Raw genomic sequence first — 16,671 nt, 5'->3', positions numbered from 1 at the left:
TACTACTTTTGCTAGTTATTTCCTTGCAATTTGGGGAAACACAACTATTAATTACTGAACGTATATTTAAGTATTTAGAAGATGATTTTGATGTTTCTTTTCATGTAGATGCTATTAAAGTTAATCCTTTTGGAGAGTTTGAAATACATAATGTATTGATTAAAGACCACCATCAAGATACCCTTATTTTTGCGGAAGATGCAAAAGGAAGATTGGTTGATTTGCACAAACTTAAAAACAAAGTTTTATCATTTGCTGATGTTAAGGTTAGTAATGGTGGGGTAAATGATATCATTTATCCTGGAGAGGAGTCGGGAAGTTTAACTATTTTCTCTTCAAAATTTGGAAAGAAAAAAAGCAATAAAAAACCGTTAGAAATAAAGTTTAAAGAAGCGTTAGTATCTAACCTTGGATATTCTTTAACTAAAAACAATGAATATGTTGTTGATTTTAATAAAGTTTCGGGACATTTAAAAACACTTGTGATTAATGGACCAGAAGTTGAGGTTTTAACAGATTCGTTGAGTTTTGAAGATGTTTATAAAATTAAATACCAAAAACTAGAAACTGATTTTAAATATTCTTTATCAGAAATGAGTTTTAATAAAACTCATATTCTTACAGATCATTCAGATCTATATTTAGATGTAGTTTTTAATTATACTCCATCTGACTTTTCAGATTTTGTATCAAAAGTAAATTTAAAAGGAGCTGTTCATCGTGGAGAGGTTTCTTTAGAAGATATTGATAAAATTTATCCTCATTTTGATAGTTATGAAAAATTAGGGATTAGTTCAAAAGTGAATGGTACCCTAAACAATTTGAGATTGACTAATGCTAAAATGGTTTCTAGAAATGAGTCTTTAATTTTAGAAGGAGATTTGTTTTTAAAAAACAGTATTGATAATAGAGACGATTTAAGGTTTAGAATCAAAAATGGGAATGTTAATTTGGTTCCAGAATATTTAAAAAAAATTGTTCCTAATCTTTACAACAAGAGTTTACCTGATGATTATATAGGGATTAATAAATTAAATTTCTTGGGTGATTTAGAGGTGAGCTTACAAAAATTAATTGTTAAAGGAACAGCCAAAACCAATATTGGAAATGTAGAATTAGATGGTTTTATCAATAAACTTGATACTCCTGATAAAAATTTAGAAGTGTGGGTTTCTAATGGTTTTGTTCCAGAATTAAATCAAATTAAAGGACTTAAAAACATTAAATTCAAAGGAAAAATAAAAGGGAATATAAGTCAAAAAAATCTTGATGTAAACGCAAAATTAGATTTTAAGAATTTGACGTATAAAAAAATAAAATTATCTAAATCTAATATCGATTTTCAGATAGATAAAAACTCATTTATAGCAGATTTTGAATCAAAAGATACCTTGTTAACTTTTAAAACCAAAATCACTCAAAATAAAATCAATAAAAAAGAAGAATATAATTTTGATTTAGACGTTACAAAAGCTAGAATAAATGATCTTTTTCCAGAAGGGAATTATTATCAAAAAAATGTAACAGGTTCTGGTAGACTTAAATTAATTAATAAACCCAATGAATTTTCTTTGGATGGGTTGATTTCAGGGTTGTATGTAGAGACTCCAAAAGATTCACTTAATTTAAGCGACATGAGAGTATCATTACAGTCTAAAGGAAAGAATAAAAACATACTCATAGAATCAAAAGATATTTTGAGTATGGAAGGTGAAGGAGAATTTAACTTTGAGGATTTAAAGGTATTAGCAGAGAATGCATTGTACAAATTTATTCCAGGAACATTAATTAGGTCAGAAATAGCCAACCAAACACTTGTGTTTAAAATGCAAGTTTATCCAACTATTGTAAAGGTTTTTACAGATCAGTTTTGGTTGGATAAGAATTTAATTATGTCAGGGGTGTTAGATGCTAAAGGTGATAAAGGGGCTATTTACGCTAAAGTACCAACTATTAGTTCCAAAGATTTAAAGGTAGAGAATCTTGAAGTTACTTTGGACAACTCTAATCAATGGATTAATTCTAATATTTCTATTCAGAAATTCAAATTCAAAAAACAGGTTTACGAAGATTTATCTCTTTTAGGTAAAAAAGTAAACGATACGCTATTTGTTAGGTCTAACTTTCAAAGTGATAAAATTAATAACCGTGCTGTTTTTTATTTAACTACTGAAGACAAATTGGTTTCTTTAGGAATTGAAAGTGTCTATTTTAAGTATTTAAAATCTTTGTGGGTAAACTTAGAAAACAAACAAAACAAAATTCGCTATAATTACGAAACAGGAGATTGGGCGTTTCATGAAATTTCTTTTGCTAATGGAGAACAGGAGTTTGAATTTGATGGAACTGTAAAAAAAGATCATTCCAAAAATTTAAAATTAACCTTAAATAATATCAATTTAGCAGAAAACCTTCCAAGTGTTGATAGTTTAAATATTGGTGGAATTGCTAGTGGTGAAGTATTTTTTAAAGAAAAGAATACTTTATTAAAACCCAATGGATCTTTAAAAGTAGAAAAATTAAGAATCAATGGGATTGATTATGGAAACATGGTTACAAGTATTGACCCCAACGATAAAAAATTGGGATATAATTTAAATTTTAATATAACCAATAATGACACTCAGAACATTGATGCTATTGGTGAAATTATTGTAAATGAAAACAACTTTGGAGATTCTAAAATAAACCTAAAAGGAACTTTAAATAATTTAAGACTAGGCTCTTTAAGTCCTTTAGGTAGAAACGTTCTTTCTGCTATTAGAGGAAAAGCCAAGGGTGATTTTACTATTTCGGGAAGTCTAAACGATTTTAACAATTATGGAACTATAGAACTAAAAGATGCAGGGTTAAAATTTCCTTATTTAAATGTTGATTATAATTTTGTAGGAGATACTAAAATAAAAATTGATGGAAAGAAATTCATCTTCGATAAAATCTTGCTTAAAGATGTCATTTATGGAACTAATGGTACTTTAGATGGAGAAATTAATTATGATAAATACAATAATTGGAATCTTGATTTAAAAATAGATAGTAAGAATTTATTGGTGTTAAATACTGAACAAGAAGAAGATTCTAAATATTACGGAACTGCTTTTATGGATGGTTTTGCAACTATTGTTGGACCTACTACAGATTTAGCAATTAATGTGTCAGGAACCACTTTACCAAATACAAAATTTGTGCTTCCTATTAGCGATATAAAGCAGGTTGAAAGTAATAGATTTATTTACTTTAAAGAATCTGAAACAGATGAAGATTCGGAAATAGTCAATACAGGTACTATAGGAGGAATTACGGTTACTTTAAATTTAGATATTACCAAAGATGCTTTAGGAGAAGTTGTAATTGATCAAGCGTCAGGAAGTTCGCTACAAGGTAGAACAGATGGTAGATTATTGATTGATATAGATAAACTATTTAATATTAGAATGTATGGAGACTTGGTGGTTGATGAAGGTCTCTATAACTTTAGATATGGAGGTTTTGTAAACAAACCTTTTGTGGTAAAAAAAGGAGGAACCGTTTCGTGGAATGGAGATCCATTTAAAGCGGAATTAAACATTGAAGCCATCCATCATGTAAAAGCAAATCCCAAAGTGCTTTTAGAAAGTTTAACAGTAAACCGTAAAATAGATGTTGATTTAATTACGAAGGTTACAGGAGAATTATTTAATTCCAATCAAGAATTTATCATTACCATTCCAAATGCAAGTTCAACGGTTTCTTCGGAGTTAGATTTTAAGTTAAATATTGATGAAAATTCTAAGATGAGACAGTTTTTCTCACTTTTAGTAACTAAGAATTTTTATGATGAAAACAATATCAACAATACAAGTTCTGTAATAACTAATACAACTTCTGAAATTATATCAAATGCGGTAACTCAAATTTTTAACAAAGAAGAAGATAAGTTTCATATTAATTTTGGATATACCTCAGGTGAAGCTTCTAATGTAGAGGATTTGGCGATAGATGATCAAATAGATATTGGGGTGGCTACAGAAATTAATGATAGGGTTTTAATCAACGGAAAGTTAGGAGTGCCAGTAGGTACTAAAACTCAAACAGCAGTTGTAGGAGAAGTAAAAATAGAATTTTTGATTAATAAAGATGGTTCTTTACGCTCCTCGGTTTTTAATAGACAAAATGAAATTCAATACTCAGAAGAAGAACAAGGTTATACACAAGGGATAGGATTAAGTTACCAAATAGATTTTAATAATTTAACAGAAATGCTACAAAAAATTGGTCTTAAAGAAAAGAAGAAAGAAAAGATAAAAAAAGAAGAAGAATTTGAAATTACTGATGATAAATTGTTCTATATACTGCCAGATTTACTATAAAAGTCATATTTTTATCGACCTAATAAAACTTAACCAACTTAACTCAAAAAAATGAATACATATACTTTGGTAGTACTAGCTGCCGGAATGGGAAGTCGTTATGGTGGATTGAAGCAAATGGATACCATGTCTGATGAAGGAGATACCATTATAGATTTCTCTATTTATGACGCTATAGAGGCTGGTTTTAAAAAAGTAGTGTTTATAGTAAGAGAAGATTTTATAGATCAGTTTAAAGCTATTTTTGATAAAAAATTAGCAGGAAAAATAGAAGTGGCATATGTGTGTCAAGAAATACATAAGATACCTTCAGGTTACCCAATTCACCCAGAAAGAACAAAACCATGGGGTACGGGACATGCCTTGTTAATGACCAAAGATGTAGTTAATGATAATTTTATTGTTATTAATGGTGATGATTTTTATAGTAGACAAGCCTTTAAAAGTATTATAAGAGAATTATCCGATTTAGATAAAAATTCATATAATATGTGTATGGTTGGATATAGTTTAGACAAAACAATATCAGACAATGGATATGTTTCTAGAGGGCAATGTTATGTAAATGAGAATCATGAATTAACAGATGTAATTGAAAGAACTCATATAGAGAAGATTGGAGATGATATTATTAGAAAAGATGATGAAGGGAATTCAGTAATTATGAATAATGATACCATTGTTTCTATGAATTTTTGGGGATTCACACCAAAATTTCTTGAAGTCCTAGAACAAGATTTCGAAGTTTTTATGAAGGAAAGATCTACAGAGTTGAAAAGTGAATTCTTTATTCCAACCGTAGTTAGCAATGTAATACATGCCAATAAAGGAGTTGTAAAAGTATTAACTTCTGATGCAAAATGGTATGGTGTCACTTATACAGAAGATAAGCCTGTCGTAACCAAGGCCATTACAGAATTAAAACAAAAAGGAGTGTATCCTAAATATCTTTGGGATTAGAAATTAAGAATTATTTAATATAAAAGGAGTAGCCATTAAAAAGACTTTTTTAACTTTAAAATCACGAAAATGCTCTATATCGTTTTCGTATTTAAATTTATACAAGGTTATTTCAAGTCTGAATAATGACTACTTTTATACATTATAAAATATAAGTATGAGTACTAAAGTAAGTAAAATAGCCGTGATGACTTCTGGAGGAGATGCTCCAGGTATGAATGCTGCGGTAAGAGCTGTTGTAAGAGCCTGTGTATTTAATAATATAGAATGTATGGGAGTTTTAAGAGGCTACCAAGGTTTGATAGATAACGAATTAATCCCTTTAGACTCTAGAAGTGTTAGAAATACTATTAGTAGAGGAGGTACTTTCCTTCAAACAGCACGTTCCGAAGCCTTTAGAACACCTGAAGGTAGAAAGAAAGCTTATGAGAATTTTAAAGCAAATGGATTAGATGCATTAATTGTTATTGGAGGTGATGGTTCTTTTACAGGAGGAATGATTTTTAATAAAGAATTTAAAGTTCCTGTAATAGGAATTCCTGGTACTATAGATAATGATATTTACGGAACTCAATTTACACTAGGTTATGATACTGCCTTAAACACAGTTGTAGAAGCAATTGATAAAATTAGAGACACTGCATCTTCTCATAACAGATTGTTTTTTGTTGAAGTAATGGGACGTGATGCTGGATTTATTGCACTAAATGCAGGTATTGGAGCTGGAGCTGAAGAAATTTTAATTCCTGAAGAGAACTTAGGAATTGAAAGATTGGTAGAGTCTTTAGAGAATAGTAAAAAATCAGGAAAAACATCAAGTATTGTTGTTGTTGCAGAAGGGGATAAGACAGGAAAAGGAGTTTTTGAATTAAAAGACTTCGTAGAAAAAAATATGCCAGAGTACGATGTCCGAGTGTCTGTGTTAGGTCACATGCAAAGAGGAGGATCTCCATCGTGTTTCGATAGAGTATTGGCAGGTAGATTAGGAGTAAAAGCAGTAGACTTATTATTAGGAGGACAATCAAACCTAATGGTAGGTATTAACAACAACGAAATTACTGCTATCAATTTAGAAAAAGCAGTAAAATTACACCACGACATTAACATGGACTTGTTAAGAGTGGCTGATATATTAAGTATCTAAAAATAAAATAAGTAAACAAATTAATTAAATATATAATTAAATTATCATGGTAAAAATCGGAATTAACGGATTTGGTAGAATTGGTAGATTTGCATTCAGATCTGCAGTAGCAAGAGAAAACGTACAAGTTGTTGGTATCAACGATTTATTAGATGTTGAATATTTAGCTTACATGTTAAAGTATGATTCAGTTCACGGAGAATTCAAAGGAACTGTTGAGGTTGTTGATGGAGCTTTAGTTGTAAACGGAAATACAATCAGAATTACTGCTGAGCGTAATCCAGCTGACTTAAAGTGGGATGAAATTGGAGCTGATTATGTTATTGAATCTACAGGGTTCTTTTTAACTAAAGAAAAAGCACAAGGTCACTTAGATGCAGGAGCTAAAAAAGTTGTTTTATCTGCACCATCTCCAGATGCACCAATGTTTGTAATGGGTGTTAACAACACTGAATTAAAAGCAGATGAGACTATTTTCTCTAACGCTTCTTGTACTACTAACTGTTTATCTCCTATCGCTAAAGTATTAAACGATAACTGGGGAATTTCAGAAGGGTTAATGACAACTGTACACGCTGCAACTGCAACTCAAAAAACTGTTGATGGTCCTTCTATGAAAGACTGGAGAGGTGGACGTTCTGCAATTCACAACATCATTCCTTCTTCTACAGGTGCTGCTAAAGCAGTAGGAAAAGTAATTCCTGCATTAAACGGAAAATTAACTGGTATGGCATTCCGTGTTCCTACTATGGATGTTTCTGTTGTTGATTTAACTGTAAAGTTAGAAAAGCCTGCAACTTATGCTGAAATTTGTGCTGCAATGAAAGCTGCTTCTGAAGGAGATATGGCTGGAGTTTTAGGATACACTGAAGATGCAGTAGTTTCTCAAGATTTCGTAGGTGATACTCGTACTTCTGTATTTGATGCATCAGCTGGTATTGCTTTAAATGACAACTTCGTAAAAGTTGTTTCTTGGTATGATAACGAAATTGGTTATTCTACTAAAATTGTTGACTTAATTGAATATTCTGCTTCTTTATAAGCATTAGAGTTACATTATATAAAAGCCTCGTTTCTTTACTGATTCGAGGTTTTTTTATGAGGTGATTTATGACAGTTTTATCGCTGAAATTTAGTAGAGATTTTTTTTGCAGAAATTAATATATTGCAAGTATAAATTAAAAAAATATGGAAATAGCAATTATAGCTCATGATGGGAAAAAAGCTGATATGGTTCAGTTTTTAATGGAACATAAAGAATTGTTAAAAGCAAAAGGAATCAATTTGATTTCTACAGGAACTACAGGTTCAAAAGTAGAAGCTGCAGGATTAAATGTACACAGATTTTTATCTGGACCTTTAGGAGGAGATGCTCAAATTGCAGCAAGAGTTGCAGAAGGTAAAACAGGAATGGTTATTTTCTTTAGAGATCCTTTAGAAAAACATCCACATGAACCAGATATTTTTATGTTGATGCGTTTATGTGATGTATATAACGTGCCTTTAGCAACCAATCCTGCAACGGCAGGTTTATTAATAAAGTCAGCATAATAAAAAAGCTCAGTTTTAAACTGAGCTTTTTTATTATTCAATACTATCTTTTTCTTCATCTTTACTACCTCCAAAGAGTCTAGTGAAAAAGTTTCCTTTCTTCTTTTTCTTTTTATCAAAGATATCAAGTATTTTTTCAAAAGTATTCTCTTCTCTAAAGAATTCACAATCACAACTGCTTAGAATTTCTTCATCAAATGTTGGAAAACCAGCAGATAATTGTTGGTTGATATCAGTATTCTTATAGTTTTTAGAAACAATGCCTCCAACAATTGGCAAAGCAGCTACAGAACCACCACCAATGCTAGAAGGTAAATGTATACTAGGATATTTACAACCTACCCATGAACCAATAATAATATCAGAGTTAAAGCCAATAAACCAAGAGTCACTATAGTCTTGTGAAGTTCCTGTTTTTCCAGCCCAATCACCTTTGGCTCCATATTGAGATTTTAATCTAACAGCAGTTCCTTTGTCAACCACACTTTTTAATAAAAGTTGCATGGTTTCCATGGTTTTAATCTCTAAGACAGGTTCTTTTTCTTCAGTATTAGCTTTATGTTGATATATAATATTCCCTTTTGGATCTTTAATAGCCGTGATGTAATATGGTTCTACATTATAACCTCTTGTAGCAAATGGAATATAGGCATGCACAATGTTTTGTAAGGAATAATTAGTAGTTCCTAAAGCAGTAGAAGGAACCCTTTTTAATTCTTTATCTAAACCTAACGAATTAGCTGTTTCTTGTAGCTTATCTGGTCCTATTTTAAAATAAGTGGCAACGGTGGGTATATTTACACTTTTAGCTAAGGCACCAACCATGCTGTAATATCCACCATCGGAATGATCGTAATTTTCAGGTTTCCAATCATCGTAATCAGTGTATGTTTTTACTTCGTTGTTAATCCAATCACATGGTTTTTGTCCATCTTCTAAAGCAGCTGTATACACAATAGGCTTAAAAGTTGAAGCTACTTGTCTTTCACTTGTAATTAAATTATAAGGTAAAAACTCAAAATTATTACCTCCTACATAAATTTCAACAGCTCCATTATGAGTGTTTACTCCATACACAGCAGCATTCAGCATTTTAATGTAATGACTAATGGAATCTAGTTCAGAGTAATTATTGTCTTTATCTTTCCATTCAAAAACAAACCTAGATTGTTTGATCTTACTACTATCTTTTATCGCAGCATTGCTTAATCCAGCATTTTTATAACGCTTGTATTTTTTTGTTTGTTGCCATTCTCTTTGAATAGTACTTTGGATGTTTTTTTTATGTTTAATGATATTCCAATAAGAATCCATCGATTTTTGTAATTTTATCAAATGGGCTTTTCTTGTTTCTAAAGCAGTTTCTTGTAGTGCGGATACTAAAGTAGTTTCAATAATTAATCCATCATTTTCTATTTGCCAGGCAGTACCATCATTCTTTTCAAAGTCTTTTAAAACTTCATCAGCCTTATTTCTTACTTGCTTTAAAAAGTATCCATTAGGATTTTCTATCACCAAGTTGCTGTACTGTATGTTTACAGAATCTTTACTGTGTTCTAAATATTCTTCATCATTTAAATAACCTGCTTTTTTCATTTGAAAAAGAACCGTATTTCTTCTTTTAAAAGCATGATCTGGATGCTGTCTAGGATTATAATAAGTATTGGCTTTTAACATCCCTACCAAAATAGCGGATTGTTCTAAGTTGAGTTTATTTACAGGAACAGAAAAATAACGTTGAGAAGCAGATTCAATTCCATAAACCCCTTCTCCAAAAGGGACGGTATTAAAATATAGAGACAGTATTTCTTGTTTGGTGTAAATAGATTCTAATCGATTGGCTAAAATTGCTTCTTTAGTTTTGTTTACAGGCATGGAAAGTATTCCAAAATCTTTTCTGGAAAATAAGTTTTTTGCCAGTTGTTGTGAAATAGTACTTCCTCCACCTGATGAAACATCTCCTAGTAAAATGGTTTTAAATAAAACCCTAAGCATGGCTATTTTGTCAATACCATTGTGTTCATAAAAACGAGCATCTTCTGTAGCAACCAAAGCATCGATTAAATGTTTGGGTAGTTTATTGTATGCTACGTTAGTTCTGTTGGTATGAAAAAATTTACCAATAATTTTATTATCAGCACTATAAACCACACTGGCTTGTGCTTGTTTAATTTCTGTTAATTCTTGTTTATTGGCTATAGGTCCAAAAGCACCAATGTACACAAGTCCAATAAAACCAGCGATTCCTAAGGCACCTAAAAAAATGCTAGAAACTATAAATATGATTAGTTTACGTATCATGTATGTTGCTTATATATGTGCGATTACAGATATTTCAACAGATACATTTTTAGGTAATTTGGATACTTCTACGCATTCTCTTGCAGGAGCTGTCATTTTATTAAAATAAGTTGCGTAGATTTTATTTACATCAGCAAAATCATCCATGTTGGCTAAAAATATTGAAGCTTTTACTACATTTTCAAATGTAGCACCAGCTTCTAATAAAATAGCTTTGATATTTTTCATGACTTGATTTGTCTCCGCTTGAATATCTTCTGTCACAAAACTTCCTGTTTTAGGATCTATAGCAATTTGACCAGAAACATATAAAATTCCATTAATGGCTACGGCTTGGTTGTAAGGACCTACAGGTGCAGGAGCATTTACGGTTTGAAATATCTTTTTCATTATGAGGCAATTTGTTGGTTAGCGAATTGTTTGTCGTATAAGTTTTTATAGAATCCATCAGTCGTATTTAATAATTCCTGATGTGTTCCTTCTTCTACTATATGTCCTTGATCTAATACAATAATTCTATCTGCATTTTTAACAGTTGCCAAACGATGGGCAATTACAATACTAGTTCTTCCTTCTGTAATTTTATCAATGGCAAACTGAATCATTTGTTCGGAGTGTGAATCGATAGAAGAAGTGGCTTCGTCTAAAATTAAAATACTTGGATTAGATACATAAGCTCTTAAAAAAGCAATTAATTGTCTTTGTCCAGATGAAAGCATTACACCACGTTCTTTAACGTTGTATTCAAACCCACCAGGTAAACTTTCTACAAATTCTTCAATTCCTATTTGTTGGGCAGCAGCCTTAATTTCTTGTAAAGTGATTTCTTCTTTTTGTAAACTGATGTTATTTTTAATGCTATCAGAAAACAAGAATACATCTTGCAAAACAATAGCAATTTCGTTTCTTAAAAAGTTTAAATCGTACTCTTTAATAGGAGTTCCATCTATCATAATAGTTCCACTGTCAATATCGTAAAAACGATTGATTAGATTTATTATTGTTGATTTACCAGCACCAGTGGCTCCAACAATGGCAATGGTTTCTCCTTGTTTTACATTAAAGGAAATTCCTTTTAGTATTTTTTCATCTTTTAAATAACTAAAAACAACATCTTTAAAATCAATATCCCCTTTAATGTTTTTAGGTTTAAAAGTTCCTTGTGCATCAATATGACTTTTGGTATCCATAATTTCAAACACTCTGTCTCCTGCTACCATCCCCATTTGTAAGGTGGTAAATTTATCAGCAATTTGTCTTAAGGGTCTAAACAGCATTTCTGTCATCATAATAAAACCAATAATTTCTCCCGCAGTAACATTGTTGCTTTCTGCCAATTCTCTTCCTCCAAACCAAACAATTAATCCTACTGCAATGGAGGATAAAACTTCGGCGATTGGATAGAAAATAGAAAAATACCAAACCGTTTTAATGTGTGCCGTTCTGTGCTTTTTATTGATTTCTTGAAACTTCTGATATTCAATATCTTCTCTGTTAAATAGATGAACAATTTTCATTCCGGTTACTCTTTCTTGCACAAAACCGTTTAAGTTGGCTACTTGAATACGTACTTCTTGAAAAGCAGTTTTAATAGCTTTTTGAAAAACTTTGGTCGCATAAATTAAGACAGGTAATACTACAAAAGCAATCAAAGCCAATTTCCAATTTAAAACTAACATTACTACAGCAATAACAAACATTTTAAGGATATCATTCACAATCATAAACAATCCTTGGCTAAAAAATTGAGCAATGGTTTCTACATCAGAAACTACTCTAGTTACCATTCTACCAACAGATGAGTTGTTAAAATAGGCCATGTTAAATCTTAAAATATGTTTAAAAAGTTTTGTTCTAATATCTTTAATAACACTCTGACCTAAAAGATTGGCTAGATATATAAAACACAATTGCAGTAAAACTTCAGCAATTAGTGCAATTAAAATAAGAATTACAAAATTAAAAAAACCTTCTTCAGTTTTGGTGTAAACAAACCTGTCAATTCCATTAATAATTAAATAAGGTCTAAGCGCAGAAACACCAGCCAAACCAATAGAGAAAATACTTGTAAAAATAAACAAGCCTTTATATGCCATGGCATAACTCATAATTCGACTGAAAATATTTACGTCGAGTACTTTTATTTTTTTATTCGTTGACATTCTTAATGTTTTCAGGATATATAATTTCAGTTAAAAAAAGACCATGGGCTGGGGCAGAAGCACCCGCATTGGATCTTTCTTTACTGTTAATAATTTCTTTAATTGTTTCAGGCATCATTTTGCCAAGTCCAACCGCATATAATGTGCCAACAATAGCACGAACCATGTTTCTTAAAAATCTATCAGCAGAAATGTGAAACACCAATTGATTTCCGTTTACTACAAACTCTGCTCTGGTAATATCACAATTATAAGTTCTTACATCTGTTTTAGATCTAGAAAAACATTTAAAATCAGTAAAATCTAATAAATATTTAGCGGCTTGGTTCATGGCATCAATATTTAATTGTTGATTTATTTGCCATTCCGTATCAATCGTAAAAGGACTTCTTCCTAACAAAATTCGATATTCGTAACTCCTTTTAATAGCATCAAAACGAGTGTGTGCTTCTTTGTTTACTGGAAATATTTTATGAAATACAATATCATCTGGTAACAAAGCATTCATTTTATAACAGTACACCTCAGAATCTATATTTACCTCAGTATCAAAATGAATAAACATTTGTGAAGCATGTACTCCTGCATCGGTTCTACCAGCAGCGACCACTTCTATGGGAGTTCTTAGTATTGTAGAGAGGCTTTTTTGTACCACTTCTTGCACACTAATGGCGTTTGGTTGTATTTGCCATCCGTGATAATTTTTACCTAAATAAGAGAGTTCTGCAAAGTACCTCAATTGTTTGTTTTTTTAGAGTATAAAGGTATTGAATTATGGGGTTACAATCAACATAAACTATAGAGTAAGAATGCTGATGAAATTGAATAAAAATATCGATTTTTGTAACTATGAAAATATTATTACTTTCTGATACGCATAGTTATTTAGACGAAACAATTTTAAAATATGTAAAATTGGCTGATGAGGTTTGGCATGTTGGAGATATTGGAGAAATTGATGTGACAGATACTATAAAAAAAATAAAACCGTTACGAGCGGTTTATGGAAATATTGATGGGACTGAAGCAAGAGCAGAATTTCCTTTAGACAATCGGTTTGTGGTTGATGGATTAGATGTTTGGATGACTCATATTGGTGGCTATCCAAATAAATACAATCCAAGAATAAAAGAGATGATAAAAGAAAACCCACCAAAATTATTTATTAGTGGGCATTCACATATTTTAAAAGTTCAATATGATCAGAAATTACAATTGTTACACATGAATCCAGGAGCGGCAGGTAAACACGGATTTCATCAGGTAAGGACTATGCTGCGCTTTGAAATTGTAAAAGGAGAAATTACCAATTTAGAAGTGATAGAATTAGGAAAACGTGCTTAACGAATTCCGTATATTTTTTCGTATAAATCTTTATAAATTTCTAAAACAATTTTACGTTTTACCTTCATGGTTGGTGTTAAATGACCTCCATCAATACTCCATTCATCAGGAGTTAACTCAAATCTTTTAATTTGTTCCCAATTTCCAAATTTTTGATTGCAAACTTGTATTTCTTGATGTATTCTGTCAATAACCAAAGGGTTATGAATTAGTTTTTCATTGGTGTCTACATCAGGTATATTCTTAATTTTACACCAATCTCTCATAAAATCAAAATTAAGTTGAATAAGAGCTGCAGGCATTTTTTCACCCTCGCCAATCACCATAATTTGTTCTATAAACTTAGATTGTTTTAAATTGTTTTCTAAAATAGTAGGGACAATATATTTACCACCTGAGGTTTTAAAAATTTCTTTTTTACGATCGGTAATTTTTAAGAAACCATCACGATCTAACTCTCCAATATCTCCGGTATGAAAATATTTACCAGTCATAACACTTTCTGTTTTTTCTGGATCTTTATAGTAACCTAACATTACGTTGGGACCTTTTACTAAAATCTCACCATCATCTGCTATTTTTACCTCTACATGATCAATAGGTTTTCCTACGGTTCCTATTTTAAAAGCTTTGTTTTTAATGTCGTTAACGGCAATTACAGGAGAAGTTTCGGTTAATCCATAACCTTCTAAAATAGTCATTTCTGCAGCAGCAAAAACTCTAGCCAATCTTGGTTGTAAAGCAGCACTACCAGAAACCAAGGTGCTTAAATTTCCACCAAGAGCCTCTCTCCATTTGCTAAAAATTAATTTTCTAGCAATTTTTAACTGAAATTCATACCACCAACCATTGGCACCAAAAGGTTCATATTTTAAACCTAAGTCAACCGCCCAATAAAATAAGGTTTTTTTAATTCCAGATAACTCATGACCTTTTGCATAAATTTTATCATATACTTTTTCATACAAACGAGGTACTCCAGTCATAATATTTGGCTTTACCTCTTTTAGATTTTCACTAACTTTCTCAATAGATTCTGCAAAGTAGATTTCAATACTTTCATATATATATAAGTATAAAATCATTCTTTCAAATACATGACAAACAGGTAAAAAACTCAAAGCTTTGCTTTCTCCTCTTTTAAGAGGTACTCTAGGAGAACTGTCAATAGTGTTTGATACTAAGTTTTGGTGACTTAACATTACTCCTTTAGGTTTTCCAGTAGTTCCAGAAGTATAAATAAGTGTAGCTAAGTCAGTAGTTATAATACTATTTTTTCGGTCTTCTAATAATTGGTCCTTGTCTGATTTTTTACCAAGTTCAATGATTTCTTTCCAGTTTTTGACTCCTTCAATTTCATTAAAAGAATATACTTCTTTAATAGCTGTTTTATCTTTAATTAAGTTTACTTTTTCTAAGACTTCAGTATCAGAAACAAAACAGTAAATGGCTTCCGAATGATTTAAAACATACTCATAATCAGAAGCGGAGATAGTAGGATAAATAGGCACGCTTTGAGCACCTGTTTGTAGAATAGCCATGTCTAAAATATTCCATTCAGTTCTGTTGTTAGATGAAATAATGGCAATTTTGTCATTTTTTTCAATACCTAATTCTAACAATCCTTTTGAAGCATAATTGTATTGCTCAATAAATTCTTGAGTAGAAACAGAAATCCATTCACCGTTGTATTTTGTAGTGAATGCTTTTTTTAATGGTAGACTTTCTAGCTGATAAATTGGAAAATCAAAAATCCTAGTTACAGATTGCATTATTTATAATTTAATAAGGTATTTTAAGATATAAAATTAAAATATGATGTACAATTTTAATTTACAGATTTTAAAGGACTGATAATATCTACATCGGTAAATGCAATAAGTCCTCTAATAACACCTGATATTTCATCTTTTAAAGCATTGATCAATTGTAGTTTAAGTTCAGATTTATGATAAATCATACTAACTTCTCTAGCAGGATAAGGTTTTTTGAACTCACGAATTAAATTTTTGTCTTCACTATTTAAATCTAAGGAATGTAAATAAGGCAAAAGTGTCATTCCCATTCCTTCTTTGGTCAGTTTAATTAAGGTATTAAAACTTCCACTTTGAAGGGCAAATTGTTTTTTTGAATTTGGACTTAATGAGCTACAAATGTTTAAGACACTTTCCTTAAAGCAATGTCCATCTTCTAATAATAACAAATCATCTAAACTAAGATCTTGGGGATCAATAAATTTCTCGTTATGTAATCTGTGGTTTGGATTCACTAAAGCAATAAACGGCTCGTAATACATAGGTGATTCTACAATACTATCATCGTTTAAAGGAGTCGCAGCAATGGCAGCATCTAAATATCCATCTTTAAGCTTTTGAATAATTTCTGCAGTTGTTAACTCGTTAATTACCAATTCTACTTTTGGATATTTTTTATTAAAGTTCTTTAGAAATAAAGGCAGTAAACTAGGCATAATGGTAGGAATAATTCCAATTCTAAACTCTCCACCAATGTATCCTTTTTCTTGATCTACAATATCAGTAATTCTATTACTTTCATTCACAATAATTTTAGCTTGTGCTACTATTTTTTTACCAACATCAGTAAGTTCAATAGGTTTTTTATTTCTATTAAAAATTTGAATGTCTAGTGATTCTTCCAGTTTATGTATTTGCATACTTAAAGTAGGTTGAGTTACAAAACAGTGCTCTGAAGCGGTGGTGAAATTTTGATATTTTGCTACAGCTAATACGTATTTTAATTGTGTAATGGTCATAAAACAGAGGTGTATCGATATTATTTATAAAGATATTAAAATTATCAATTATAATTATAGATTTAACTTCTTAATTCCTTATAATTT

Annotated in this window: 12 protein-coding genes; 6 read left to right on the top strand and 6 right to left on the bottom strand. The window is 30.7% G+C overall.

Annotated elements, in window-relative coordinates; translation table 11 throughout:
• The first annotated feature begins 8 nt into the window (after positions 1-8).
• The 5 genes from BUB70_RS06885 to BUB70_RS06865 all read left to right on the top strand — a co-directional run bounded on the left by BUB70_RS06885 (position 9) and on the right by BUB70_RS06865 (position 8,004).
• The gene (locus tag BUB70_RS06885; protein WP_143155257.1) at positions 9-4,349 is read left to right on the top strand and encodes a translocation/assembly module TamB domain-containing protein; all 4,341 of its coding nucleotides are present in this window, start codon (positions 9-11) and stop codon (positions 4,347-4,349) included.
• 51 nt (positions 4,350-4,400) lie between these two features.
• Positions 4,401-5,309 (top strand): sugar phosphate nucleotidyltransferase, encoded by a 909-nt coding sequence (locus tag BUB70_RS06880; protein WP_073119711.1) that lies wholly within the window; start codon positions 4,401-4,403, stop codon positions 5,307-5,309.
• 157 nt (positions 5,310-5,466) lie between these two features.
• Complete coding sequence (gene pfkA, locus BUB70_RS06875) at positions 5,467-6,453, top strand: 6-phosphofructokinase (protein WP_073119710.1); 987 nt, start codon at positions 5,467-5,469, stop codon at positions 6,451-6,453.
• A gap of 46 nt (positions 6,454-6,499) precedes the next feature.
• Positions 6,500-7,495 (top strand): type I glyceraldehyde-3-phosphate dehydrogenase, encoded by a 996-nt coding sequence (gene gap, locus BUB70_RS06870; RefSeq protein ID WP_073119708.1) that lies wholly within the window; start codon positions 6,500-6,502, stop codon positions 7,493-7,495.
• A 146-nt stretch (positions 7,496-7,641) separates the two neighbouring features.
• A complete protein-coding gene (locus tag BUB70_RS06865) occupies positions 7,642-8,004 on the top strand; it encodes a methylglyoxal synthase (RefSeq protein WP_073119705.1) in 363 nt (120 codons plus the stop codon).
• A 33-nt stretch (positions 8,005-8,037) separates the two neighbouring features.
• On the opposite strand, the gene BUB70_RS06860 is transcribed toward BUB70_RS06865, so the two are convergent.
• From BUB70_RS06860 to truA, 4 genes are read right to left on the bottom strand one after another with little or no spacing between them, the layout of a single operon-like run.
• Positions 8,038-10,305, bottom strand: a complete 2,268-nt coding sequence (locus BUB70_RS06860; protein WP_073119703.1) for a transglycosylase domain-containing protein — start codon at positions 10,303-10,305, stop codon at positions 8,038-8,040.
• Between the two features lie 9 nt (positions 10,306-10,314).
• Positions 10,315-10,695, bottom strand: coding sequence for a Rid family detoxifying hydrolase (locus BUB70_RS06855; RefSeq protein ID WP_073119701.1), 381 nt, complete (start codon positions 10,693-10,695; stop codon positions 10,315-10,317).
• Positions 10,695-12,467, bottom strand: coding sequence for an ABC transporter ATP-binding protein (locus BUB70_RS06850; RefSeq protein ID WP_073119698.1), 1,773 nt, complete (start codon positions 12,465-12,467; stop codon positions 10,695-10,697). Before BUB70_RS06850 ends, BUB70_RS06855 begins: the two co-directional genes overlap by 1 nt.
• The gene (gene truA / locus BUB70_RS06845) at positions 12,454-13,206 is read right to left on the bottom strand and encodes a tRNA pseudouridine(38-40) synthase TruA (RefSeq protein ID WP_073119696.1); all 753 of its coding nucleotides are present in this window, start codon (positions 13,204-13,206) and stop codon (positions 12,454-12,456) included. The genes BUB70_RS06850 and truA overlap by 14 nt, the downstream gene beginning before the upstream one ends.
• A gap of 110 nt (positions 13,207-13,316) precedes the next feature.
• On the opposite strand from truA, the gene BUB70_RS06840 reads away from it, so the two are divergent.
• Positions 13,317-13,811 carry a metallophosphoesterase family protein gene (locus tag BUB70_RS06840; RefSeq protein ID WP_073119694.1) on the top strand — a complete coding sequence of 165 codons (495 nt, stop codon included), beginning with the start codon at positions 13,317-13,319 and terminating at the stop codon, positions 13,809-13,811.
• On the opposite strand, the gene BUB70_RS06835 is transcribed toward BUB70_RS06840, so the two are convergent.
• Together BUB70_RS06835 and BUB70_RS06830 are read right to left on the bottom strand one after the other, a co-directional pair.
• On the bottom strand, positions 13,808-15,583 hold the full coding sequence (locus tag BUB70_RS06835) for an AMP-dependent synthetase/ligase (RefSeq protein ID WP_073119692.1): 1,776 nt from the start codon (positions 15,581-15,583) through the stop codon (positions 13,808-13,810). The two genes, BUB70_RS06840 and BUB70_RS06835, sit on opposite strands and share 4 nt — an antisense overlap.
• Positions 15,584-15,639: 56 nt before the next feature.
• Positions 15,640-16,584, bottom strand: coding sequence for a hydrogen peroxide-inducible genes activator (locus BUB70_RS06830; protein WP_073119690.1), 945 nt, complete (start codon positions 16,582-16,584; stop codon positions 15,640-15,642).
• Positions 16,585-16,671: the final 87 nt, after the last annotated feature.

The organism is Wenyingzhuangia marina (genome assembly GCF_900130035.1).
Lineage (GTDB): Bacteria > Bacteroidota > Bacteroidia > Flavobacteriales > Flavobacteriaceae > Wenyingzhuangia > Wenyingzhuangia marina.
This window is presented reverse-complemented; position numbering and strand designations above follow the sequence as displayed.

Bases quoted from the DNA above. Each gene is read 5' to 3' on its own strand.
- BUB70_RS06880 (WP_073119711.1), top strand. From the start codon at position 4,401: ATGAATACATATACTTTGGTAGTACTAGCTGCCGGAATGGGAAGTCGT.
- pfkA (WP_073119710.1), top strand. From the start codon at position 5,467: ATGAGTACTAAAGTAAGTAAAATAGCCGTGATGACTTCTGGAGGAGAT.
- gap (WP_073119708.1), top strand. From the start codon at position 6,500: ATGGTAAAAATCGGAATTAACGGATTTGGTAGAATTGGTAGATTTGCA.
- BUB70_RS06865 (WP_073119705.1), top strand. From the start codon at position 7,642: ATGGAAATAGCAATTATAGCTCATGATGGGAAAAAAGCTGATATGGTT.
- BUB70_RS06860 (WP_073119703.1), bottom strand. From the start codon at position 10,305: ATGATACGTAAACTAATCATATTTATAGTTTCTAGCATTTTTTTAGGT.
- BUB70_RS06855 (WP_073119701.1), bottom strand. From the start codon at position 10,695: ATGAAAAAGATATTTCAAACCGTAAATGCTCCTGCACCTGTAGGTCCT.
- BUB70_RS06850 (WP_073119698.1), bottom strand. From the start codon at position 12,467: ATGTCAACGAATAAAAAAATAAAAGTACTCGACGTAAATATTTTCAGT.
- BUB70_RS06840 (WP_073119694.1), top strand. From the start codon at position 13,317: ATGAAAATATTATTACTTTCTGATACGCATAGTTATTTAGACGAAACA.
- BUB70_RS06835 (WP_073119692.1), bottom strand. From the start codon at position 15,583: ATGCAATCTGTAACTAGGATTTTTGATTTTCCAATTTATCAGCTAGAA.
- BUB70_RS06830 (WP_073119690.1), bottom strand. From the start codon at position 16,584: ATGACCATTACACAATTAAAATACGTATTAGCTGTAGCAAAATATCAA.